A 25,907-nucleotide genomic window follows, 5' to 3' on the forward strand; every position below is an offset into this window, starting at 1 on the left:
CGTTGAAGTCAACCAGCACCCGCTGGCGTTCTTCAGCCGGCAACACCGGCAAGCGCTGCACTGGCAGGTCCGGTTCGTGCTCCAGGGCCTCGACCATGGCTTGCAGCAACCGCGCCATCTGCCCGCAAATACGCGCTGCGCCCACTGTTGCCGGGGTCATGGCGACCAGGCGGAAGCCGTCCCCCAAGTCATCCACGTTCAGGCTCAACGGGTAGTTGGTGCGCTCCTGCCCTTCCAGCACTTCGATGCCTTCCCAGCCCCGACGCTGCGTGGCATCGGGCTCGGCGCCGTGGCGGTAGTTGAGCATGGCGCTGAACAGCGGCAACGGTGCAGCAACGCCACTGCAACGCTGGGCCAAGGCCAGCGAGGCATGCTCGTGGACCAGCAGTGCGCTCAGGCGCTGGTGCACGTCCCGAGCCGCGCTGCGCAGGCCACAGTTCGCGAGGTCGACGCGCAGCGGCAAGGTGTTGATGAACATACCCAATGCCCGCTCCGCACCCTCACCGCCCTGGAGGCGGCCGAGCAGCACGGTGCCGAACACCACCCGCTCCTGGCCGCTGGCAGCCGCCAGCAAACGCGCCCAGGCCAAGTGGAACAGGCTGGCGACGCTGATGCCCAACTGCCTGGCCTGCTGCCGCAGGCGCGTGGCAAGTTCGCCCGAGAGCGGCCGCTTGGCCTCTTGCAGGTCGCGGCCGTCGCCTTGTACGTCACCCAGGCCGAACGGCAGGGTGGGTTCGTCGATATCCGCCAGTTGCGCGCGGAAAAACGCCTCGTGATCGGCCTGGCTGATGCCCAGCCGGGCCTGGGCCACGTAGTTGCGGTATGGCACCGGCTTATGGATGGGTGCCGGGCCGCCTTGCAGATAGGCGCTCAGCTCCTCGCCGACCACTTCCAGGGCGGTGTGGTCGAGAACGATGTGGTGGAACTGCAGGGTGGCCTCGATCGGGCCGTCCGCGTCAGTGTACAGCAGGCGGATCAGCGGGGCCTGGGTCAGATCGAGACCTGTATCGGACTCCGCGCGAGCACGGGGCGCTTGCACAACCGGTGCGACTCCGCGCAGGACCACCTGCACAGGTTGCGGCAGGCCTTCCCAGAGCACGGCAGTGCGCAGCACATCGTGGCGGGCGATGACGTGGTCCAGCGCGTCAGCAAACGCTTGCAGGCGCTCACGGCTGGCGAAACGTAGCCGGGAGTACAGCACGTAAGGGTCATGCTCGGCGCTCAGGTGGTGATAGAGGATGCCCTCCTGTAGCGGCGCCAGTGGATAAATGTCTTGTACGTTGGTAACACCGCCCGGTATCTGGGCGACGATGCGCTCAATGGCAGGCTGGTCGAGCTCGATCAGGCTGAGCAACTGCGGGGTAATTTGCGTGCACCCTGGCGGGATTCGGTTTTCGGGTACATCTACCGGCTGGTCGGCGCCCAGGGTGGCGGCAAGCGCAGCAATGGTCGGCTGGCCGAACAGGGTCCGCACATCGGCCTGCAGGCCTTCAAGGCGCAAGCGTGCGGTCAGGCTCACGGCCAGCAGGGAATGACCGCCCAGTTCGAAAAAGTTATCGTGCCGGCCGACCTGCCCGATACCCAGCAACTCGCTCCACAGCCGGGCCAGCAAGGTTTCGGTCGGGCCCGACGGCGCCTCGTAGGGCCGCCCGTGCAGGGCCGCATCCGGTGCTGGCAGCGCCTTGCGGTCGAGCTTGCCATTCGGCGTAAGGGGCAATTGCTCGAGGTGGATGTACAGGGCCGGCACCATGTATTCGGGCAGGTGAGCCTGCAATGCCTGGCGCAGATCGTCTGCGGGCTGCGCAGTGCCGGTGTAGTAGGCCACCAGCCGGGCGTCCTCGACCGCCAGCACAACCGCCTGGCGTACACCCGCCACCCGGCTGAGACAGGCTTCGATTTCACCCGGCTCGATACGCAAGCCACGCAGCTTGATCTGCTGGTCGATACGGCCAAGGAACATCAGGTCGCCGTCCTGGGTCAGGCGCACCAGGTCGCCGCTGCGGTACAACCGTTCGCCTGCGACAAAGGGGCTGGCAATGAAACGCTCGGCCTGTAGCTCGGGCAGGCCCAGGTAACCCCGTGTCACCCCCGCGCCGCCAATGTGCAGTTGCCCGGCGACACCCCACGGCACGAGCTGGTCGTAGGCATCCAGCACATAAAGCCGGGTATTGTCGATTGCCTGGCCGATCGGCAACGCACCTTGGGCCAGGGGGGCGCCGGGCTCAAGTGTCCATACGCTGCAATCCACCGTGGCCTCGGTAGGGCCGTAGACGTTGTGCAAGCGCACCTGCGGCAACTGTTGGCGCACCTGGGCGGCCAAGGCTGCGCTCAGCTCGCCGCCGCCGCACACGATGTCGGTCAGCGACGTGCAGTGGCTGCTCTGGGGCTGTTCGATGAATTGCTGGAGCAACGCCGGCACGAACTGCACCACGCCTACCTGCTGCGCCTGGATCAACTGTGCCAGGTAGGCAGGGTCGTGCTGGCCGTTCGGCCGCGCCAGTACCAGGCGCAACCCGCTGCACAGCGGCCAGAACAGCTCCCAGACCGAGGCGTCGAAACTGATCGGCGTCTTGTGCAGCACGCCGCCCGCGGCCGCTGCCGCTGCCGGGCACAGCCGGCGGCTCCACTGCACCAGGTTGACCACGTTGCGGTGCTCGACCATCACCCCCTTGGGCAGGCCGGTGGAACCGGAGGTGTAGATCACATAGGCCAGGTGCTGTGCGCCGAGCCCGGCAATACCCGGGTTGCTGACTGGCTGTCGCTGCCAGCACGGCTGGTCCAGGTCGATCCGCGGCAGCGCTGCGACAGCTACCACATCACGGGTGGCCGCCTGGACCAGCACTGCCCGCGGGGCACTGTCGGCCAGCATATGGCGCACGCGTTCGGCCGGATAGCCCGGGTCCACCGGCACATAGGCAGCCCCTGCCTTGAGGGTCGCCAGCAGGCCGACCACCAGGTCCAAACCTCGCTCGACGCAGATCGCCACACGATCGTCAGGTTTGACGCCCATGCCGATCAAGTGGTGTGCCAGGCGGTTGGCCTGGTCGTTCAGCTGGCGGTAGCTCAACTGGCCGTCTTCGGCCACCAGGGCAATGCTGTCTGGCGAGCGCCGTACCTGCGCCTCGAACAGGCTGTGCAACGGCTGTTCCACATGTGGCTGCGGCGGATGCCCGGCCAGCAACGCTAGACGCTCGTCGTCTGCAAGCAACGAAAGCTGCTGCACAGGCAGCTGTGGTTGCTGCTCGAGTGCGTCCAGCAGGCCTACAAGCACCTGCTGCAGCTGGCCGCACACGCGCTCGGCGCCCACTTGCGGGGTAACCTGGGCGCTGATGCGCAGGCCGTCGCCCAGGTCATCGACGTTGACGCTGACGGGGTAATTGCCATGCCCGCGTGCGGGCAGCACCTGGATGCCTGCCAGGGCTTGATCGCGCGCCTGCTGCTCGCTTGCGGTGGCGCCGTGGCGGTAGTTGAGCATGGCGCTGAACAGCGGCGCTGGTGCCGCCACCCCACTGCAACGCTGGGCCAGGGCCAGCGAAGCGTGTTCATGCACCAGCAGCGCAGCGAGGCGCTGATGGGCCTGGGTGACCCCTTCGAGCACGCTCACCCCGTGCAGGTCGAGGCGCAATGGCAAGGTATTGATGAACATGCCCAGGCCACGTTCGGCGCCGGCCCCACCTTGCAGCCGGCCAAGCAGCACCGTGCCGAAGACTACGCTGGATTTACCGCTGGTGGCGGCTACCAGCCGGGCCCATGCCAGGTGCAGCAGGCTGGCGGCACTCACACCCAGTTGCCGGGCCTGGCTGCGCAGGCGCTGGTACTGGGTAGCGGGCAACGTCATGCTGGCCAGCTCAAAGTGCTGGGCCTGGCCCTGCAGGTCGGTGAGGCCGTAGGGCAAGGTTGCTTCGTCGATATCGGCAAGTTGGGCGCGGAAGAAGGCTTCGTGCTCTGCTTCGCTGATGCCCAGGCGGGCCTGGGCCACGTAGTTGCGGTATGGCACAGGTGACCGGGCAGGCTGCAGGCCGTGCAGGTGGTCGCGGATTTCGGCCAGCACCACTTTCATTGCGGTGTGGTCCAGGACGATGTGGTGGAATTGCAGCGTGGCTTCGACAGGGCCGGCGGATTCGCTATAGCACAGGCGGATCAGAGGCGGTCGGCTGAGGTCGAGCGTGGTGCCGGGTTCTTCACGGCACAAGGTTGCCCCTGCAGCAGGCAGTGCCAGGCTCGCGTTGCGCAGTACCACCTGGACGGGCTGCGCCAGGCCCTCCCAGAGCACGGCCGTGCGCAGTACATCGTGGCGTTCGATGACGTTGTCCAAGGCAGCTGCGAAGGCCTGCAGGCGTGCCTGGCTGTCAAAAACGATGGGCCATTGCAGCAGATAGGGATCTTCACCAGCGGCACTCAGGTGGTGGTACAAAATACCTTCCTGCAGAGGTGCCAGCGGGTAGATGTCCTGCACATTGGCAGCGCCACCCGGTACCGCTGCGACGATGCGCTCGATAGCGGCCTGGTCGAGCACCAACAATGGCAGCATGTCGGCGGTGATCTGCGTGCACCCGGTTGGAATGCGGTTTTCAGGCACGAGCACTTGCCGGCCTTGGCCCATGGCAGCCGCCAGGGACGCTACCGTAGGCTGGCCGAACAGCACCCGCACGTCGGTAGGCAGGCCCTGCTGACGCAGGCGCTCGATCAGGCTGACCGCCAGCAGCGAGTGGCCGCCCAGCGCGAAGAAGTTATCGTGGCGCCCTACCCGCTCCACACCCAGCACGTCGGCCCATGTCAGGGCCATCGCGGCTTCGGTTTCACCCTGGGGTGCCTCATAGCCCTGCCCGACAAGGTCGGCCGAGGCCGGTTCGGGTAGCGCGCGGCGGTCCAGCTTGCCATGGCTGGTCAGCGGCAGTTCTTCCAGGCAGATAAAGGCTTGCGGCACCATATGCGCCGGCAGGCTGGCCTGCAGCGCCTGGCGCAGGCCCTCGGTCGCGACCGGTGCGGTTGCGGTGAACCAGGCCAGCAGGCGGTCGTCGCGCACCAGTACCACAGCGTCGCGGATGCCCGGCTGGGCAGCCACGGCGGCCTCGATCTCACCCAACTCCACGCGCGCGCCGCGGATCTTCACCTGGTCGTCGTTGCGGCCAAGGTAGTCCAGGGTGCCGTCAGCATTCCAGCGCACCAGGTCGCCGCTGCGGTACATGCGTGCGCCCGGCAGGCGGCTGAACGGGTCGGCAAGGAACCGCTGCTCGGTCAGTTCGGGGCGGTTGAAGTAGCCGCGCGCCACTTGGGCGCCGCCGATGTACAGCTCGCCAGTGACACCTGCCGGCACCGGCTGGAGCCGCTGGTCCAGTACGTAGGCACGGGTGTTGGCGATGGGTTTGCCAATGTGCAGTGCACCGCCCGGCAGCAATACGCCAGAGGTGGCGACGACGGTGGTTTCGGTCGGGCCGTAGTTGTTGACCAGGGCGAACCCGGGGTCGCGGTCAAATTGGCGCAGCCGGTCGCCTCCCACCAGCAAGGTGCGCAAGGTCGGGTGCTGCTGGGCACGGTGCAATGCCTGCTCGGCAACCGGCGTAGGCAGGAAACTGACTGTCAATGGCTGCGCCAGCCACCAGTCCAGCAGCTCTTCGACGTGTTCATTGCCGATGTGTGCGGGCGGCAGGTGCACGGTGGCACCGGCACACAAGGCCGGCCACACCTCCCAGGCCATGGCGTCGAAACCGAAGCCGGCCACGCTCGACGTGCGTGCACCGGCTTCCAGGGCAAAAGCCTGGCAATGCCAGTGCACCAGGTTGGCCAGCATATGGTGCTCGACCATGACGCCTTTGGGCTGACCCGTGGAGCCGGAGGTGTACACCAGGTAAGCCAGTTGGTGGGCATCCAGGCCGGGTACCTGTGGGTTCTCGGCCTGGCTGTGGAATGCCTCTGGCTGATCGAGGTCCAGCCGGGGGATTTCGCCTGGCAGGCCGATGATGTGCGCATCGGCCAGCACCAGTTTCGGCGCACTGTCGCTCAGCAGGTAGGCAATGCGATCGGTCGGATACGCCGGGTCGACCGGTACATACGCCGCACCTGTCTTGAGCACTGCAAGCAGGCCGATGATGCGTTCGGCGTGGCGGCCCGTGCACAGGGCAACCCGGTCACCACACTGCACACCATCGGCGATCAGCCGGTGTGCCAGCTGGTTGGCGCGTCGGTTCAGCTCGCCGTAGCTGAGCGCCCGGTCGCCCTGGGTCACGGCAGTGGCATCGGGCGTACTGGCGGCGCGGGCTTCGATCAGGGCATGTACGGTGTGCCCTTGCGGGTAAGCCTGCGCGGTTGCATTGAAGCGGCCAACCAGCTGTTGAAGGGCCTCATCACCAAGAACCGGCAGGCTGGCGAGGGAGGTAGCCTGGCCTTGTTCCAACGCCTGGACCAACTGCGCCACGGCGTTGGCCATCCACATGGCCACCCGCGCCGCGCCGATCGCCGGCAGGGCCAGCACGCTGAAGGTGAAATCGCGGCCCAGGTCGTTGACGCTGAGGGTCAACGGGTAGTTGCTGCGCTCTTCGCCTCCGAGCAGGCGTACCCCCGCCCAGATGCCCTCGCCTTCCCGCGGCGCATCGTCGGCGCTGTGGCGATAGTTCAGCAAGGCGCTGAACAGCGGTACCGAGGCCGGCACGCTGCTGCAGCGCTGGGCTAGCGCCAGCGGCGCATGTTCATGGGCCAGCAGCGCCGACAGGCTGCGGTGGGTCGCGCGCACGGCAGCCTGTACCTGCACAGTCGTGTCCACCCGCAGCGGCAAGGTGTTGATGAACATGCCCAAGGCCCGGTCAGCGCCCTCGCCGCCTTGCAGACGGCCCATCAGCACGGTGCCGAACACTACGTCATCGCGGCTGGCCAGCACGCCAAGCACACGGGCCCAGGCCAGGTGCATCAGGCTGGCGGCACTGACGCCCAGTTGCCGGGCCTGGTTGCGCAGGCGCAATGCCAGGCCCGGGTCCAGCGCCTGGCTTGCGCTTTCGATATCTCGACCCTCGCCTTGCACATCGGCGTGGCCCAGCGGCAAGGTTGGCTCCGCCACCTCAGCGAGTATTTCGCGGAAGAACGCTTCATGCCCGCCCTGGTCGCTCAGGCAGGCCTGCGCCACGTAATTGCGATACGGCACCGCAGGCGGCAGGGTGTGCCCCTCACCGAACAACAGCGCACGCATTTCCCGGGCGACCACGTCCATGGCGGTGTGGTCGAGGGTCAGATGATGGAACAGCAGAACCGCTACCACCTGGTGGTTGGCGGGGTCCATGCTGTAGTAAAGCCGCGTCAGCGGCGCCTGACCAAGGTCCATGCGGTGATGACGGGCGTCATAACGGGCGTGCAACTGCTCGATGCGGGCGACACCGGGTTGCTCGGGCAGGTCAGTGACTTCGGTGACGCTCAGGTGCGCCTTGCGCCACACCACTTGCACCGGCTGCGGCAGGCCTTCCCAGTGCACAGCGGTACGCAGGATGTCGTGGCGATCGATCACCTGTTGCAAGGCGCCCGCCCAGGCCAGCAGCCGTTCGACGCTGTCGAACGCCAGCCGGGTCTGCAGCAGGTAGGGGTCGCCCTGCCCGGCGCTCAGGTGGTGGTAGAGCACCCCCTGTTGCAGCGGTGCCAATGGGTAGATTTCCTGCACGTTGGCCGCACCACCGGGTACGCTGGCGACCACCCGGTCGATCACGGCCTGATCCAGCCGGATCAGGCTGAGCATGTCCGGGGTGATATGCGCAGCATCGGCGGGTACCCGGTTGACCGGCACTTCGACCGCCTGCCCAGCCCCCACTGCGGCGGCCAGTGCTGCCAGGGTCGGCTGGCCGAACAGTACCCGTACGTCGATGACCAGATCGGCCTTGCGCAGGCGCTCGACCAGGGTCACGGCCAGCAGCGAATGGCCGCCCAGTTCAAAGAAATTGTCGTGTCGCCCTACCCGGTCTACCCCTAGCACGTCGGCCCATACCTGCGCCATGGCTGTCTCGGTTGCACCCTGCGGCGCCTCGTACTGCTGGCCAAACAGCGCGCCCGCCGCTGGCTCAGGGAGTGCGTTACGGTCCAGTTTACCGTGGCCGGTCAGCGGCAGCTCGTCCAGGCGGGTGAACGCCAGCGGCAGCAGGTGCGCCGGCAAGCTCCGCTGCAGGGTTGCGCGCAGGGTGAGCGGGTCGACCGGCGCAGTTTCGGTGTACCAGGCCAGCAGGCGTTCGCCGCGCACCAGCACCACCGCATCGGCAATTTCCGGTTGCGCAGTCATTGCCGCTTCGATCTCGCCAAGCTCCACCCGTACACCGCGGATCTTCACCTGGTCGTCGTTGCGGCCGACGTACTCGAGGGTACCCTCCGCGTTCCAGCGCACCAGGTCACCGCTGCGGTACATGCGGGCGTTGGCCTGGGTGCTGAACGGGTCCGGCAGGAAGCGTTGTTCGGTCAGTTCCGGCCGATTGAAGTAGCCGCGTGCTACCTGCGCCCCGCCGATATACAGCTCGCCGGTAACGCCAACGGGGACGGGCTGCAGCCCTTCGTCCAGCACGTAGGCCCGGGTATTGGCAACCGGCTGGCCGATATGCAGGCTACCGCCGGGGGTGATCTGCCCTGAGGTTGCCACCACCGTGGTTTCGGTCGGGCCATAGTTGTTGACCAGGGCAAAGCCCGGATCACGGTCGAACTGGCGCAGGCGGTCGCCACCGACCAGCAAGGTGCGCAGGGTCGGGTGCTGGTGATCGCGGCGTAGCGCCTGCTCGGCGACCGGGGTAGGCAGGAAGCTCACCGTCAGGGGTTGCTGCAGCCACCAGTCGAGCAACTCTTCGACATGTTCATTGCCGATAGGCTGGGGTGGCAGGTGCAGCGTGGCGCCAGCGCACAGGGCTGGCCACACTTCCCAGGCCATGGCGTCGAAGCCAAAACCGGCGACGCTGGAGGCATGTGTGGCGGCCCCCACGGCAAAGGCCTGGCAGTGCCAATGCACCAGGTTGGCCAAGGCGTGATGTTCGATCATCACGCCCTTGGGCTGGCCGGTGGACCCGGAGGTGTAAACCAGGTAGGCCAGTTGCTGCGCATCCAGGCCAGGTATCAGCGGGTTGCTGTCGTCATCGGCAAAGGCCTCAGCCTGGTCCAGGTCCAGCCGCAGGCGTTCGTCCGGCAAGCCGTCGATGGACGTTTCCGCCAATACCAGCGCGGGGGCGCTGTCGCTCAGCAGGTAGGCGATGCGTTCCGCCGGGTAGCCCGGGTCAACCGGCACGTAGGCAGCGCCGGCCTTGAGCACGCCCAGCAAGCCGACCACCCGGCTGGCGTTGCGCGGCAGGCACAGGGCGACCCGGTCACCCGGCTGAACGCCGCGCGCGATCAACTGGTGAGCCAGCCGGTTGGCCTGGCGATTCAGCGCTGCGTAGCTCAGCGCCTGGCCGTCCTGCGTCACCGCCAGTGCTTCGGGTGCCCGGGCCACCTGGGCTTCGACCAGCGCATGCACGGTCTGGCCTTGCGGGTACTGCCGGCTGCTGTCGTTGAACCGCTGCAGCACCTGCTCGCGCTCTGCCGGCGGCAGTACCGCCAGGGCCTGCAACGGTGTGCCGGGTGCCTGCTCAAGGGCGTCGACCAGGCTGGCCAGCACGTGCTCGAACTGGTTGCACAGGCGTACTGCATTCCATTCGGGCAGGCACTGCACGGTCAGGCGCAGGTCTTCTCCCAGGTCATCGACACTGACGGTCAGTGGGTAATCGGTACGCTCCTCGGCGCCAACGATATCGATGCCGGGGGCCACGGGGATGACTTCGGCGGCATCCCCGGCGTCACTGTGGCGGTAGTTGAGCATGCTGTTGAACAGCGGCGCCGGGGCTGCCACGCCACTGCACCGCTGGGCCAGGGCCAGCGATGCCTGCTCGTGGCCGAGCAAGGCACTGAGCCGGCGATGGGTGGTCAGCAGCCCGTCGTGCACACTGTGCTGGCCCAGGTCGATGCGCAGCGGCAGGGTGTTGATGAACATGCCCAGCGCCTGCTCGCCACCGTCACCGGTGGTCATGCGCCCCAGCAGCACGCTACCGAACACGACCGCCTGGCGCGCCGAAAGCTGGCCGATCAGCCGGGCGAACCCGAGGTGCAGCACGCTGGCAGGGCTGACCCCGAGTAGCCGGGCCTGCTTGCGCAGGCGCTGGCTGAGCGCGGGTTCAAGGGTCAGACGCGCCTGCTGCAGCGGTATGTCGGGTATATCCTGCAAGCCGAAGGCAAGCGTGGGCTCATCGATATCAGCCAGCATCTCGCTGAAAAAGGCCTGGTGTGCCTGTTCGTCGAGGGCCTGGCGGGCGGCCGCGAGCACATTGCGAAACGGCATGGGGGCCGCCAGCTGTGCCGATGTGCCAGCCAGGTGCGCCTGGATTTCACGGCGGACGATATCCAGCGCAGTGTGGTCCATGATCACGTGATGGAACATCAGCAGGGCTACCCACTCGTCGCCCTCCCCTTGGGCATGCATCAACTGCATCAGCGGCGCCTGGCGCAGGTCGAGGCGGTAGTGGCGCGGATCGTAACGCCGGCACAGGCCAGCCAGTGCGCTGCGCCCGTTCAGCGGCACGGCCTCGCGCAGCAGTGCCGCTTCGCGCCAAACCACTTGTACGGGGGCATCCAGGCACTCCCAGTGCAAGGCGGTGCGCAGAATGTCGTGACGCTGAATGACCCATTGCAGCGCCTGGGCGAAGGCTTCCAGGTGGGCCTTGCTGGCAAAGTGCAGTTGCACCTGCGACAGGTACGGGTCGCCGTTGCTGGCGGACAGGTGGTGGTAGAGCATGCCCTGCTGCAACGGGGCCAGCGGGTAGATGTCCTGCACGTTGGCCGCGCCACCTGGCACGCTCTCGACGATACGATCAATGGCCTGTTGATCCAGTGTTACCAGGGGCAGCATGTCGGGTGTGATGCGAAATGCCGGGCTGAGCCAGTCGTCATCCTGTTCGGCGAGCATTTCCAGCAAAGCCGGCTTGTGCCGCGACAGTGCCTCCCACAAATGGTCGTCCAGGGTCTCGTCGTCACCCAGGACGATCAGGTCCTGGTCTTCACGCTGGAGTCGGATCGCACGGGTGGAAAGAGCAGCCATCAGTTCGCTGAAGTGCATCGGTAAGCATCCTGCTTTGCCTGAAAATGGGGATGGTGAACACGCTAATGGATCGTGACCGGGCGGTCTGACATGGGAAGCGGGGACAGGGGTGGAATTGGAAGGTAGGTCGTAAGGGTTTGTGGTGGGGCGAATACCGATGCGACCGCTGAAAGCGGCCGCACGCGAATGCCGCAGAACTGGCCCGCCCGGACCGGGTCGGGCGCGTGTTTCACTCGCGAACAGTGCGGGCGATGCGGGATGCCTGCACCGCCACGCACTCAAGCCAAACCCTTCAGATCCGCCGGCGCTTGCCCAAACTGGGAATCGTCGTTTGCGGTACCACCACTTCGACCCGCTCAAGGCGGGTGCTGGCCGCCAGCCCCGCGAGCGTCGGCTGGCTGAACAGCGTCCGGGCATCCACATGCAGGCCGGCCTGACGCATACGCGCTACCAGGCTGACAGCGAGCAGCGAATGCCCCCCCAGTTCGAAGAAGTTGTCGTCGCGGCCAACCTGCTCGATCTTCAGCACTTCGGTCCAGATCCCGGCCAGGGCTGTTTCCAGCTCACCCTGTGGTGCCTGGTACTCACGGCTGATCACGGCCTCGGCACCGGGTGCCGGCAACGCCTTGCGGTCGACCTTGCCGTTCGGGCTCAAGGGCAGTTCGACCAGGCGCACGAACGCCTGCGGCATCATGTACTCGGGCATACGTGCCAGCAGGTGGCTGCGTAGTGCCTCCAGTGCCGGCGCCTGCCGGCCATCGTTGCAGGTGAAATAGGCCACCAGGCGCTCTTCGCGCATCAGCACCACCACCTGCCCGACCGCAGGGTGCGTGGTTAGCGCGGCCTCGATTTCGCCCAGTTCGACCCGCAAGCCGCGCAACTTGACCTGGAAATCGTTGCGGCCAATGAAGTCCAGTTCACCGTCGGCGCGGTAACGTACCAAGTCGCCGGTACGGTACAAGCGGTCGCCCTCGACAAACGGGCTGGGGATAAAGCGCTCGGCCTCCAGCTGCGGCAAACCCAGGTAGCCTCGCGCCACGCCGACGCCGCCAATGTGCAGCTGCCCCACAGCCCCCAGGGGCACCGGTCGGTCATGGGCATCGAGCACATACAAACGCGTGTTGGCGATCGGCCGGCCAATCGGCGGGGCCTGCGTGGGCAGCGGTGCGTGTGGCGGCAAGGTCCAGGCGGTGCTGTCCACCGTGGCCTCGGTGGGGCCGTAGACATTGTGCAGGCGCACGTTGGGCAAGCACTGTCGCACCCGTTGCACCAGCGCCAGGGTCAGCTCGCCACCGCCACAGAAGATGTCGGTCAAGCTGGTGCAGCGTTCGGCATCTGGCTGTTCGAGAAACTGATGCAGCAACGCCGGCACGAACTTGACGATACTCACCTGCTGCGCCTGAATCAGCTGTACCAGATAGGCCGGGTCGCGGTGCCCATCCGGCCGCGCCAGTACCAGGCGCACACCGGCCGTCAAGGGCCAGAACAACTCCCACACCGAACCGTCGAAGGTAAACGGTGCCCGCTGCAGCAAGGCATCGCCCGGGCGTGGCGGGCAGACCTGCGAGCCCCAGTGCATCAGGTTGCACAACCCGCGGTGCTCGATCATCACCCCCTTCGGCGTACCGGTGGAGCCGGAGGTGTACATCACATAGGCCAACTGCCGTGGTCCCAACCCCGCCACTTGCGGATCGCTAGCCGGGCCGGCCTGCCAGTCGCTGTGGTCAAGGTCGAGCACCGGGCAATGACCGGCAGTAAACAGGCCTTGCGTGGCACCGTGCACCAGCACCATGACCGGTGCGCAATCCTGCAGCAAGTAACGCAGCCGCTCCTGCGGGTAGCCGGGGTCCAGCGGCACGTAGGCGCCGCCGGCCTTGAGCACGCCAAGCAAGGCGATCATCAGCGAGACACCGCGCTCGATGCACACCGCCACCTTGGTGTCTGGGCCTATGCCATGAGCGATCAGGCGGTGAGCCAGGCGATTGGCCTGGGCGTTCAGGGTCGCGTAATCGAGGCTGACCCCATCTGCCTGCAGCGCGATGGCCTGCGGCGAGCGGCGTACCTGCGCCTCGAACAACCCGGGCAGGGTCTGCCCGAGCGGGCTGCTCAGGTCTGCGCTGGCATTGAGGCCTAGCAACAAATGGCGCAACTCGCCCTCGGGCAGGGTGCAGAGTGTGTGCAACCCTGCATCGCTGTGGCTGGCCAGCGCTTCGCCCAGCTGCTGCAAGGCGTTCGACAGATGGTCCAGTACCCGTTGCGCACCGATTGCACGCGGTGCGCGCACAGCCAGTTGCAGCGCAGTTGCCTGCTCGTCCACGGTCAGTACCAGGCCGTGGCTCTGAACCTCGCTGGCCTCGGCCAGCGTTACGCCGGGCAACACCTGACCGAACGGCACGGCCCCCTGGCGATAATTTATCAGGCTGTCGAACAACGCCGTGCCGGCCGGCAGACCACTGCAACGCTGGGCGAGAATCAGCGGCGCATCCTCATGCCCGAGCAAGGCCGCCAGGCCGGCATGGGTTTCGCTCAAGGCCTGGCGCGGCGTGCGCTGCGCCAGCGTGATGCGCAGCGGCAAGCTGTTGATGAACATGCCCATGGCACGATCGGCCCCGAGGCCGGCCAGGCTACGCCCCAGCAGCACGGTGCCGAGGACCACCTCGTCGCGCCCGCCCAAGGTGGCCAGCACCTGCGCCCAGGCCAGGTGCAGCAAGCTGGCCAGGCTAGCCCCATGGTGCCGTGCCTGCTGGCGCAACCAGGTGACCCGTTCGGGGTCCAGGCCCAGCTCACGGCTCTCCAGGTCGATGTCGTCGAACGTAGCGCCACCACCCAGGCCGGGGATGGCTGCCTGAGGCTCGATGCCGGCCAGCTGCGCACGGAAAAACACCTCATGCCCGGCCTGACGTTCGGCACTGGCGCTGGCCGCCACGTAGTCGCGATAAGCGACTGGCCTGGGCAAGTGTTCGCCGCGCCCGGTCATGAAGGCGTCCAGCTCGCCCAAGAGTACTTGCAGGGAAACCGCGTCGTTTACCAGATGATGGAACCGCAGCAGTCCCAGCCAGCACCCGGGCCGGGTGTCTTCGGTACACACCAGCGCCATCAGCGGTGCCCGACGCAGGTCCAATGGCCTTTGCTGCGGGTCAAAATGGCTGCGCAGTTGCTCGGCCGGGCCAGGCCAGTGCTCGACCGGCAGGCGTGCATGGCGCCATACCACCTGCTGGGGTTGCTCCAGCCCCTCCCAGCAAAGGCTGGTACGCAGGATGTCGTGGCGGTCGACCACTTGCTGCAACGCTTCGGTAAAGGCGTGCAACTGCGCGCGGGTGGAAAAGGTAAACAACGCCTGCTGCTGGTAGGGGTCGCGTGCATCGGTGACATGGTGGTACAGCAGCCCTTGCTGCAACGGCGCGAGCGGGTAGATTTCCTGCACGTTGCCGGCCCCGCCCGGCACCGTGGCAACGATATGGTCGATCGCGGCCTGGTCCAGCTCGGTCAGCGCCAACAGGTCGGGGGTGATCCGCTGGCAACCCTGTGGCACACGGTTCTGCGCCACCACCCTGGTATCGACCAACGTCACGCTGGCCGCGACGGTGGCCAGGGTCGACTGGCCGAACAGCACTTGCACATTGGCCTGCAACCCCTGCTGGCGCATGCGCTCGATCAGTTGCACGGCCAGCATCGAGTGGCCACCCAGCTCGAAGAAGTGATCCTGGCGCCCAACCCGCTCGACATGCAGCAACTCGGCCCATAGCCGGGCCAACCGCTGTTCGGTTTCACCCTTGGGCGCTTCGTATTCCTGGCACACCTTGGCGCTTTCGTCGGCCGTCGGCAAGGCGCGACGATCGAGCTTGCCATTGGCCGTCAGTGGCCAGTTGCCAAGCCGCACATACGCACCAGGCAGCAAGGCAACCGGCAGGCGTTGCCGAAGGTGCTCGCGCAACGCACGCGGGGTCACCGGCGGGTCACCGAGGAACCAAGCCTGCAACTGGCCGTCGCGCAGCATTACCACGCACTCGCGTACCGCCGCATGGCTGGCCAGGGCGGCCTCGATCTCAGCCAGCTCAACCCGTACGCCGCGGATCTTCACCTGGTCGTCATTGCGCCCGAGGTACTCCAGCGTACCGTCGGCCAGCCAGCGCACCAGGTCACCGCTGCGGTACATGCGTGCGCCCGGTTCGCTGCTGAATGGGTCTGGCACAAAGCGCTCGGCGGTCAGTTCGGGACGGTTCAGGTAGCCCCTGGCAACCCCCCTGCCACCAATAAAGAGTTCACCCGCCGCACCGAGCGGCAGCGGCTTACGCTGCTCATCGAGCACGTACAGCCGGGTATTGGCCACCGGTCCACCGATATGCAACGGCCCGCCAGCCGTCACTTCCCCGGAGCTGGCCACCACAGTGGTTTCGGTCGGGCCGTAGTTATTGACTACCCGATAGCGCCGCTCGCGTGCCAGCCGGCGCAAGCGGTCACCGCCCACCAGCAGGGTTTGCAGGGTCGGGTGCAGCTCGCCCTGGGCAAACGCATGCTCGGCCACCGGCGTAGGCAGGAAGCTGACATCCAGCGGCTGCGCTCGCCACCAGTCCAGCAAGGCATCGATATCTTCGCCACCCTCGCGCAGAGGCGCCAAGTGCAAGGTTGCACCACTGCACAGGGCAGGCCAGACCTCCCAGGCCATGGCGTCGAACCCGAAGCCGGCCAGGCACGACTGATGGCGCCCAGGGCCCAGGTCGAAGGTGCTGCAGTGCCAGTCGACCAGATTGGCCAGCATGCCCTGCTCGACCATTACCCCCTTGGGCAAGCCGGTCGAGCCGGAGGTATAGATGACATAGGCAAGGTCGCCCGCGGATTGTGCCGCAAACACGAACGCCGGGGCGCAGGTGGCGTGCCAGTCGAAGCGATCCAGCTCGATCTGCGGCAGGCCGTGGGCCGGCAGGCGGTCAACCAGCTGGGAAAGGGTCAACAACACGTCAGGTGCGCTGTCTTCCAGCAGGTAGGCCAAGCGGTCGCGTGGTTGAGCCGGGTCAATTGGCACGTAGGCGGCGCCGGCCTTGAGCACCGCCAATAGCCCCACCAGGGTGTCGAGCCCGCGCTGGGCGATCAGCGCGACTCGGCATTCGGGCTTCACGCCCAGGCCTGCCAGGTGTTGTGCCAGCAGTTCGGCACGCCGCTCAAGCTCGCCATAGCTCAGTGCCTGGCCGTTGTGCAGCGCAGCCACGGCGGTTGGCCGGGCCTCGGCCTGGGCCTGGATCCGGTGCTGAATCACCCCTGTATCAGCCAAGGGTGTTCGCGTCGCATTCCACTGTTCCAGTGCCGCATGTTCACTGCGGGACAGCAGATCGAACGCGCCAAGCAGCGTCTGCGGCTGCTGCACCCCTTGCCCCAGCACGTGCAGCAGGCGATCGGCCAGCGCCCGCGCTTCATCATCGGTGAACCAAGCCCGGTTGTTCACCAGGTGCAGCGTCGCCGCGTCACTGTGGCGGTTGCAACGTAGGTGGATACTCAGCGGCGTCGGTTCGTGGCCGTTGCAGACCATAACCGTGTGGCCAGGCGCGTCAGTGAAGCACAGAGCATTGCTGTCTTCTTCGAACGACACCATCAGCTCGAACAATTGCGGCCGTTCTTCACGCAGCACCCCGAGGCTACGGTTGAGTTCGCTCAGCGCAAAGCGCTGATGGCGAAAGTCCTGTTTCAGCGCATCGCGGATACCCTGCACCAGTGCTGTGAACGAACACGCGCGGCCAAAGCCCATGCGCAGTGCGCTGACCTGGGTGAACAGCCCCAGCGTCGACTTGAAGCGAGCATTGCCGCGGTTGCGCACCGGCAGCCCTACCACCCAGTCGTCACGCTGCCAGGTGCGCGTCACGCACACATGCAACGCGGCCAGTAATACGTGGAACGGCGATGCATGCAGCTCTGCAGCGAGGTGCCGCATGCGCGCCAGCAGGGGGCGATCGAATGATTGCTCCAAGGCACCGCTGGGCAGTGCGTCGCCTGCCAGCAGGCGCTCCCGCGGCGCCAACAGAGCGTCGGGCAACTGCTGGTACCTGGCCAGCCAGTACTCACGATCACGCCCACGGCGCGAGCCCCCCTGATACTGGGCATCGTCCTCGATGAAGGCATGGTAGGAAGGCGCACCGTGTGGCAAAGGCAGGCCTTGTTGCAACAGGCGGTAAAGATCGGCGAGCTGCTTGAACCACTGGTCCACACCCCAGCCGTCAAGCACCAGATGGTGCGCCTGAAGCGCCAGCAAGTAGTGTTGTTCGGCCAGGCGAATCAGCGTTGCCCCCCACAGCGGGCCGGCCTCCAGGCTGTAAGGCGTGCGCATCTGCGCGTGCAGCAGATCCAGCGCGGCAGCGAGGGGGTCGGCGGCATGGCGCAGGTCGTGTGGTGCCAGGCGCACGTCCATCTGCGCGGCGAAATACTGGCGGGCAAGCGCACCTTCAGTCACCACCACTGTGCGCAGGCCATCATGCTCGGTGACCAGGTGCTGCATCGCTTGGCTGATCTGCTCGGCATCCACCCTGCCCCGCAGTTCGACATAGGCGCCGATGTTGTACAGCGGCGAGTTGCCGTGGCTGATCTGGTCCAGCCAGATGTCACGCTGGGCAACGGTCAGGGCAAAGGTTTCGACGGCAGGCATGATTCGACAGGTCCTTCTGGTTGATCATCCGCGGATTCAAGCATTGCTGCCCATGGCCGTATGCCCCATTAAACCCGGACAATCCTCGCCGGGGGCATGCTGCTTAAAAACGTGTAGGACATTTGCCACAGCGTGCTACCCCCGATGGCCTACGGCACACGGTATACGCCACGATCAGGGCGAATTAGCCACGCTTCTGGCGTCAACTTGCTGGCTATTGATCCTTCGGCCCCACTGCCCCCTCGCCCCACGGCAACCCGACAGCTTCGAATCGATGCCATTTTCTGTCCCGGTTTTCCATTACAGACGCCTACCCGGCAGCGGGCTTGAATACGGCACCAGGCCCATGGAGGACTCGACCGCGAGACCACCCGCTGCAATCACCAGAACCGAGGAATACATGGAATGATGCTGACCGACAGCCGCGAGTACCGCCCTGATCCACAGCTGTATCTGCAACTGGGCGAACTGATTGCCAGTACTGGCGCCGCGGGCTTTGCCGATCAGATGTTGCGTCTGGTCGAAGCACAAGTGCCCATCCACCGGCTTGAACTCAGCGAATGGACCCTCGACCCACACCAGGCCCATGCCAGTCAGATCGAAGTGCTGGGCAGCGCCGGTGCGGCCAATGCCCGGCCTGCTGCGCAAAGCCTGCGCCAACCCCTGCTGCAGCGCATCATGCAAATGAAAGACCCGCTGCTGATCGAATTCAGGGCACCGCCCGGCCCACTGCATCCGCGCCAGAATGCTCACCAATGCCACCTGGTGTCCTGCAGTGGCAGCAAGCGCTGGGTGATCAGCTTTCTTCGCTCACCTAGCCAGCGGGCATTCTCCCTGAGCGAGTTGTCGCAACTGAAGAGCTTGTCCGACACCCTGCTGCCCTTGGTCGAGCACCATGGGCAACTGCTGGAGCAAGGGCCTATGCGGCGTAGCGGATCGCCCTTGGCGGAGGTTGAAGCAGGTTCGCTGCGCCAGTCGTTTGGCGAACGCCTTGCGCAGGAAGCCGTGCGGCTGTCGATCCGGGAACAGGAGGTTTGCCTGGGCCTGTTGACCGGCGGCACCGTGCCAGAGATGGCGCAGCGGTTGAATGTGAAAAACAGCTCGGTCGAAACCTACCTCAAGCGAGCCACCGCCAAGCTGGGAGTCAGTGGTCGGCATGGCCTGGCGAAATGGATGGCCAGTGCCTGAAAGCGAGAACCCGCAATGCCCCGACATGCGCTTACTGTATTTGCCGCGCTGCTGTGCGGTTGTTCGCTCACCCCCGCCTACCACCCCCCTGCGCCCCCGGTGCCTGGGCAGTTCCCCCAGGGGCCGGCCTACACTGGCGACTCGCAGGTCCATCAGGCTGCAGACGACTGGCAGCAGGTGTTTCACGATCCGCTGTTGCGTCAGCTGATCGCTAACGCCCTGGTCAACAACCGCGACCTGCGCACTGCCGTGCTGAACGTCCAGGCCTACCAGGCGCAATACCGCATCCAGCGCGCCGACCTGCTGCCTAAGGTTTCTGCTACTGGCCAGGGGGAGCGCGAGTATCTGCCAAGGGGCGTGACCGGCACCGGCCAGGGTGTGATCAGTTCGACCTATGCCGCCACGCTGGGGGTGAGCGCCTACGAGCTTGACCTGTTTGGCCGCGTCCGCAGCCTTAGCGACCAGGCCTTGCTGACTTACCTGGCCAGCGAAGAGGCACGCCGGAGTACCCGTCTGAGCCTGGTGGCCAGTGTCGCCAGCGTGTACCTGACCTGGCGGGCCGACCAGGAACTGCTGACCCTGGCCAAGGAGACCCTGGCGGCGGATGAACGCAGCCTGCGCCTGACCCGCAACCAACGCCGCGCTGGCACGGTTTCGGCCCTGGACCAGATCCAGGCGCGTACCAGTGTCGACAGTACCCGTGCGGCAGTGGCTCGCTACAAACGCCAGGTGGCGCAGGACCTCAACCAGCTGACGCTGCTGGTAGGCGCGCCGGTTTCCGCTGACCTGGCCGCCCTGCCCCTGGCGGCCGAGCAGATTGCCGGGCTGCCCGCCGGGTTGCCCTCCGACCTGCTGCAACGTCGGCCGGACATTCTCCAGGCCGAGTACCAGCTGCGCGCGGCCAATGCCAACATCGGCGCGGCGCGCGCAGCGTTCTTCCCCAGCATCAGCCTGACCGCCAATACCGGCAGCACCAGCCCGCAGCTCAACGGCCTGTTCGATGCCGGCTCTGGCACATGGCTGTTCCAGCCGCAGATCAGTGTGCCTATTTTCACCGCCGGCGGCCTGCACGCCAGCCTTGACTATGCCCGGTTGCAGAAGGACGTACAGGTGGCGCAGTACGAAAAAGCCATCCAGCGCGCCTTCCAGGAGGTGGCCGACGGCCTGGCCGCGCGCAGCACCTACCAGCGGCAACTGCAGGCGCAGCGCGAGCTGGTGGCATCGAGCCAGCGCTATTACGATCTGGCCGACCACCGCTACCGGATTGGCGTGGACAGCAGCCTCACCTTCCTTGACGCGCAGCGCTCGTTGTTCAGTGCCCAGCAGGGGTTGATCAACGACCGCCTGGCGCAGCTGGTGGCGGAGGTGAACCTGTACGCTGCATTGGGTGGCGGGTGGCAGGAGGATGCGGTGACACCACAGACGCTGAGCATGCAGGCTGCGCACCCGCCGCGCAGGGGGCTAGACTGAACAGAACCAGGTAACCGGGGGGCTGCCACACGTGGAGGTGTGCGATGAGCCAGTTCAAACGTCTGTTCGTCATGCTCGGCCCGCAAATGCGTCATACGCCTGCGCTGCAACGCGCGGCGGCGTTGGCGGAATCCAGCGGTGCGTTGCTGGATATCAACGTGTTCGTCGACGACGTCGACACCTTTGGCCTGATGAGCGATGGTCGTGAGCGCGAGCGGCTGCTCAGCGACAACCGCCAATGGCTGGCCGATGAGGCCGAACAGCTGGGCAATGCAGGCCTGGACGTATCCACCGAGCTGTTGCTGACCCGCGACCCGCTGGGCAGCGTGCTGGAGCGCGTCGAACGGCTGGGGTGCGACCTGCTGATCAAGGACGTGCAGCACGAGCCGATACTCAAGCGCCTGCTGGTCACCCCACTGGACTGGCAGTTGCTCAAGGACAGCCCGGTCGCCGTGCACTTGGTTAGCGACATACGCCTGCCCTTGCCGCGGCAGATTGCGGCTGCGGTGGACCTGAACAGCCTGGGTGCAGGCGAACACCTGGACGAGCAGGTGATCCACTGCGCCCATGCCCTGGCCCTGCAGTGCAATGCCGAACTGCACCTGCTGCATGTATGCGACGCGGCCAAGACCCACATGGCCGATTTCGGCGCAGGCACCGTAACCATGCCGGGCTTCGATAGCAGCGTGCGTACGGCGCAGCGGGCGGCGTTCAACCGCTTGGGCGATCACCACCAGATCCCGCTCGAGCGCCGGCACTTCGTCGAAGGGGCCGCGATCAGGGCAATTGCCGAGTTCGTCGGCCACAGCCGGGCCGATGTGATCGTGATGGGCAGCCATCGGCATGACGCCATGCGCACGTTCCTCGGCGGGACCACGGCGCATGTGCTGGAACATCCGCTGTGCAATGTGCTGGCGATCAAGGCTGCCCGCTGATGGTCCGGGTTCTTCGCGGGCATGCCCGTGAAGAACCCGGAACAGATACGGCTGGCTGGTATCTGGTACACCAGTTCTACTTAAAAATAATGCATTTGATAATGATTCGTAGTAGTTTCGCGGCGCGTCTCCACCCTATCCCTCAGCGCCCTACTCCAGGATCGTACCGTCGATGCGTCGCACGTTCGTTTCGCTTTGTGTGCTTCATGCTGTCTCCCCGCTGGCCTTTGCCGAGCCTGAAACGCTCGGCGACCCGGCCCAGATCGAACTCCAGGCCCTGAGCATCACCAGTACAGCCGACAGCGAGCGCGCCGATGGCCCGGTAGTGGGCTACAAGGCCAGCCGCTCGGCCAGCGCAACCCGCACCGACACGGCGCTGCACGAAACACCGCAATCGGTCAGCGTGGTGCCCAAGACCGTACTTGAAGACACAGGTGCCACACGCCTGCAGGACGGCCTGGATTACGCCGGTGGCGTCGGCCGCGCCAACAATTTCGGCGGCCAGGGCCTGACCACCTTCACCGTGCGTGGTTTCACCACCGGTGAGTTCTACCGCAACGGCTTCCCGATCAACCGCGGCTACCCCAACGCACCGGATGCCAACACCGTCGAGCGCCTGGAAGTGATCCGTGGCCCGGCCAGCAGCCTGTATGGTCGGGGTGACCCGGGCGGTACGTTCAACGTGGTCAGCAAGCAGCCACTGCCCGAGTCCAAGGTCACCCTCGGCAGCCAGCTCGATGACCAGGGCATGCACCGCGCTACCCTCGACGCCACCGGGCCGCTCAACCAGGACGGCTCGCTGGCCTACCGTCTGAACCTGCTTGGTGAAGGGGGTGACAGCTTCCGCGATGACGTGGAAAGCGAGCGCTATGATGTGGCGCCAGTGGTCAGCTGGCAGGTCAACGACAGCACGAAGATCGTCTTCGAAGGCGACTTCATGCGCAACAACCACCCGCTGGACCGCGGCCTGACCCGCTATGCCACTCAAACCGGCAGCGCCTCGCGCGACACCTACATCTGGGAAAAAGGCAGCGACAACCTGCTGCATAACGACAATAACATGGCGCAGCTGCGTTTCGAGCACCTACTCAATGACAACTGGTCGCTGGCGGGCGGGTTCCAGTTCCTCGATGGCTCGCTCAAGGGCAACGCTGTCGAAGCCGACGGCGCACCGGCAGATGGACGCACGCTGCAGCGCAACTTCAACTACCGCAAGCTGGAGTGGACCGACCGCGACTGGCAGCTGAACCTGACCGGGCATTTCGACACCGGCAATTTCAGCCATACGTTGTTGACCGGGGTCGAATACGAGAACTACGACTACAACTCGATCATCCAGCGTTCCTCGGCCGCCTACCCGATCGACATCTACAACCCGGTACTGGGCCAGCCCCGTCCCGCCCTGAACCGTACCACCACCTGGGACAAGGAAAACCTGCAGACCTGGGCGGTGTTCATCCAGGACCAAGTGGCCCTGACCGAGCGGTTGAAGGCATTGGCAGGCGTGCGCTTCGAGCGTTTCGAGCATGACTATGACAACAAGCTGAACAATGCAGGCGATTTCAGCAAGGGCGAAAACGGCGTCACACCCCGCCTTGGCTTGATCTACGACCTGACCGATACCCTGGCGGTGTACGCCAACACCGCACGTTCGTTCAAACCCAATACGGGCACGCCCGCCAGTGGCGGTGGTTTCGACCCGGAGAAGGGCAAATCCTATGAGCTGGGGGTGAAATGGGAGTCACTCGACCGCCAGTTAAGTGTCGACGCGGCGATCTACCACATCGTCAAGGAGAACGTCCTGACGCGCGATCCGGTGAACACCAACTACAGCCTCGCCGCCGGGGAAGTCCGCAGCCGCGGGCTGGATATCAACATCGCCGGCAATATCACGCCTGAGTGGCGAGTAATCGGTGGCTACGCTTATGTCGACGCCGAGGTCACCAAGGACAACCGCCTGCCGACCGGAACGCGCCTGGCCAACATCCCGCGCAACAGCTTCAGCCTGCTCAACACTTATGAGTTTCAGGACGGTTTCGCCAAAGGCGTTGGGCTAGGCCTGGGGGTGAAGTATGTGGATGACCGCAATGGCCAGACCGAGGCGGTCACCTACAACATGGACCAGTACACCGTGGTTGACCTGCTGACGTTCTACAAGGTCAACGAGCATGTGCGGTTGAACCTGGACGTCAAGAACCTGTTCAACGAAGCGTATGACGAAGGGGCGTTCAACCTGTACGCCTATCCCGGGGCGCCTCGCACGGTGCAGGCCGGCGTTTCCTATACCTTCTGAATTGCCGGGGCCGCGCTGCGGCCCCGTCATGTCAGAAAGCTCTGCTGTAGAACAGCGAGTACGACTCGATGCCGTCGTTTGGCTGCTTTATCCCGGCGTTGGAGTAGTGCATGGCGCGGATGCCTACCTTCTGTTCTCCCGGCAACTTCAGGCCAAAGCCGATACGGTCTTCGAAGTTGACCGCCGACCCCAGTTGCTGGTCGCCCACGTCAGTCTTTGAAAATGCGGCCAGGCCAATACCCGCTTCGATGTAAGGCGTGTAGGTGAAGCCGCTGAACTCATACGTGAACACCGGGCTGAACGACAGCGAATGGGCACCGCTGGCATCGCCACCTTCCCAATAGGTGTAGGCCGCGTCCCAGTAACCGCTTACATGGCCAGTGCTGCTTTCCAGCCATTTCTTGTCCCAGTCGAACGACATGCCGATACGGTAGGTCATGTCACCTTGGCTAGTGGCGCCCACAGCGCCTGATATCTGCGCAGCCTGGACCAGATCGGCCCCGGCAAAGGCCAGCACTGCAACGGCCAGCGAAGCAGCTAGACGGGTTTTCATCAACGACTCTCCTGATGGTCTACACGGCAAGCGGGGGCTTGTACCCCTCGATGTTTTACGCTGACCGGTGCATCCAGCCCGGTCATACGAAGTAATACTTTTCTGATTATTGTCCAGATAATCAGAAAGTTGAAAGTGAAATGCCACTATTGGCTAAAACACTGGGTAAAGATGTGCCGTGCCGGGCACAGGCATTCGCGAGGCGTGGCCTTATCTCAGGCAGGAGCACACCTGTACTCCTGCCCGTCTATTCGTCAACGCCAATTGAGGTTGACGGTCGTGGGGGCCTTGCCTGACACAGCCACCCATTGCTGCACTGCCTGGCCCTGGGCATTGCCGATGACCTTGTATTTGCCGGGCGGCAGTTGCACGTAAAGCAGTGGCCCGGCATCGCTGACGCTGAGCACGGGCTGGCCTTGCGCATTCTGGATGTCGACTGAAGCCCCGCTCTGGAACTTGCCTTCAGGCCCGGTCGAAAGCTCCACGTGCAGGTCATAACCGGTAGTTTTACGCAGGGCATTGGCCTCGTCCTGGCCGATACCGCCCTGCAGGTAGCGCACGCCATTTTGCTCCTGCGGTTGCAACTGCACCGCCTGCATGTCAATGGGGGCATTGAGGTCGGCGGCGGCGGCCAGGGTCCATGGCAGGGCTAGGGTGATCAGCAAGGCGGCGCCGAGGGCATAGTGATGGTGACGCATGGTACGACCCTCCTTTCGAGGATGGCTTACCTCTTATTTGATCCTCCCAGCGAAGGGGCGTTCGTGCTGACGCCCGGTCAAGTAGATGAAATTCACTTAAGCACCACACTTATCCAGCAAAAACATCAGCTTGCACGGCCTTCTTCAAGCAACTTCACGAACATGCTCAAGCTGCGCGAGACCGTACCCCGGCGCCATACCAGCCAGGTTTTCAGGTAGCGGAAATCCTCCGACATGGGCCAGGCGCTGACTGTGCTGCAACCTGGCATATTGTCGAGCATGCTGCGTGGCAGCATGGCCAGGCCGGCGCCGGCGCTGACGCAGGCCAGCATGCCGTGATACGACTCCATTTCGTGGATCTTGCCGGGCACTGCCTGGTCCTGCACGAACCAGCGCTCGAAGTGATGGCGGTACGAGCAGTTGGCGCGGAAGGCGTAGATGCTCTCGCCATTGACGTCCTGGGCACGGGTAACCGGCGCGTGGTTCAGCGGCGCGATGACCATCATCTCTTCCTCGAACACGGGCATGCCTTCCAGCGTCGGGTGCAGCACCGGCCCATCGACGAACGCAGCGACCAGGCGGCCCGCCAGTACGCCTTCCAGCATGGTGCCCGAAGGGCCAGTGGACAGGTCCAGGTCAACCTTGGGGTAGCGCTGGTTGTAGGCCGCCAGCAGTGCCGGAATGCGTACCGCTGCCGTGCTTTCCAGCGACCCGAGGGCAAAAGTGCCCTGGGGGTCTTCCCCGGCCACGGTCAACCGCGCTTCGTGCACCAGCTCGAGGATACGCCGTGTGTACTCGAGAAAATTCCAGCCGGCCGGCGACAGGCGCAGGCGGCTTTTCTCGCGGATGAACAGCTCGACGCCCAAGTCTTCTTCCAGCTGTTTGATACGCGTGGTCAGGTTCGAAGGCACCCGATGGATGTGCTGGGCAGCGGCACTGATGCTGCCCTGCTCTGCCACGGCCTTGAAGATCTCCAGTTGCACCAAGTCCACAGCCTTTCTCCAAACGTGAATGTTTCGCTCATTATTATTCAGTTTTCATTAAGGCCATAGCCCACTAGTC

9 protein-coding genes are annotated in these 25,907 nt (G+C 65.2%); 4 read left to right on the forward strand and 5 right to left on the reverse strand.

The genetic code is table 11. From position 1 onward, the window contains the following. Both DMX11_RS15405 and DMX11_RS15410 read right to left on the reverse strand, forming a co-directional pair. Positions 1–11,095, reverse strand: an 11,095-nt coding sequence (locus DMX11_RS15405; RefSeq protein WP_256590621.1) for a non-ribosomal peptide synthetase, incomplete at its 3' end; no start/stop codon positions are given. A 274-nt stretch (positions 11,096–11,369) separates the two neighbouring features. Next, positions 11,370–17,708, reverse strand: coding sequence for a non-ribosomal peptide synthetase (locus DMX11_RS15410; RefSeq protein WP_110745269.1), 6,339 nt, complete (start codon positions 17,706–17,708; stop codon positions 11,370–11,372). A gap of 405 nt (positions 17,709–18,113) precedes the next feature. On the opposite strand from DMX11_RS15410, the gene DMX11_RS15415 reads away from it, so the two are divergent. The 4 genes from DMX11_RS15415 to DMX11_RS15430 all read left to right on the forward strand — a co-directional run bounded on the left by DMX11_RS15415 (position 18,114) and on the right by DMX11_RS15430 (position 23,594). After that, entirely contained in the window at positions 18,114–18,896 is a 783-nt protein-coding gene (locus DMX11_RS15415; protein ID WP_110745270.1) for a helix-turn-helix transcriptional regulator, read from the forward strand. 15 nt (positions 18,897–18,911) lie between these two features. Beyond that, on the forward strand, positions 18,912–20,366 hold the full coding sequence (locus tag DMX11_RS15420; protein ID WP_110745271.1) for an efflux transporter outer membrane subunit: 1,455 nt from the start codon (positions 18,912–18,914) through the stop codon (positions 20,364–20,366). Positions 20,367–20,410: 44 nt separating this feature from the next. Then, the gene (locus tag DMX11_RS15425; protein WP_110745272.1) at positions 20,411–21,301 is read left to right on the forward strand and encodes a universal stress protein; all 891 of its coding nucleotides are present in this window, start codon (positions 20,411–20,413) and stop codon (positions 21,299–21,301) included. 172 nt (positions 21,302–21,473) lie between these two features. Next, complete coding sequence (locus DMX11_RS15430) at positions 21,474–23,594, forward strand: TonB-dependent siderophore receptor (RefSeq protein WP_110745273.1); 2,121 nt, start codon at positions 21,474–21,476, stop codon at positions 23,592–23,594. Positions 23,595–23,625: 31 nt separating this feature from the next. On the opposite strand, the gene DMX11_RS15435 is transcribed toward DMX11_RS15430, so the two are convergent. The 3 genes from DMX11_RS15435 to DMX11_RS15445 form a co-directional block, all read right to left on the reverse strand. Then, positions 23,626–24,147 carry an acyloxyacyl hydrolase gene (locus DMX11_RS15435; RefSeq protein ID WP_110745274.1) on the reverse strand — a complete coding sequence of 174 codons (522 nt, stop codon included), beginning with the start codon at positions 24,145–24,147 and terminating at the stop codon, positions 23,626–23,628. Positions 24,148–24,401: 254 nt separating this feature from the next. Then, positions 24,402–24,845 carry a carboxypeptidase regulatory-like domain-containing protein gene (locus DMX11_RS15440; RefSeq protein ID WP_110745275.1) on the reverse strand — a complete coding sequence of 148 codons (444 nt, stop codon included), beginning with the start codon at positions 24,843–24,845 and terminating at the stop codon, positions 24,402–24,404. 125 nt (positions 24,846–24,970) lie between these two features. Then, a complete protein-coding gene (locus DMX11_RS15445) occupies positions 24,971–25,837 on the reverse strand; it encodes a LysR family transcriptional regulator (protein WP_110745276.1) in 867 nt (288 codons plus the stop codon). Positions 25,838–25,907 lie beyond the last annotated feature (70 nt).

The sequence above is a fragment of the Pseudomonas sp. LB-090624 genome (assembly GCF_003205205.1).
Lineage (GTDB): Bacteria > Pseudomonadota > Gammaproteobacteria > Pseudomonadales > Pseudomonadaceae > Aquipseudomonas.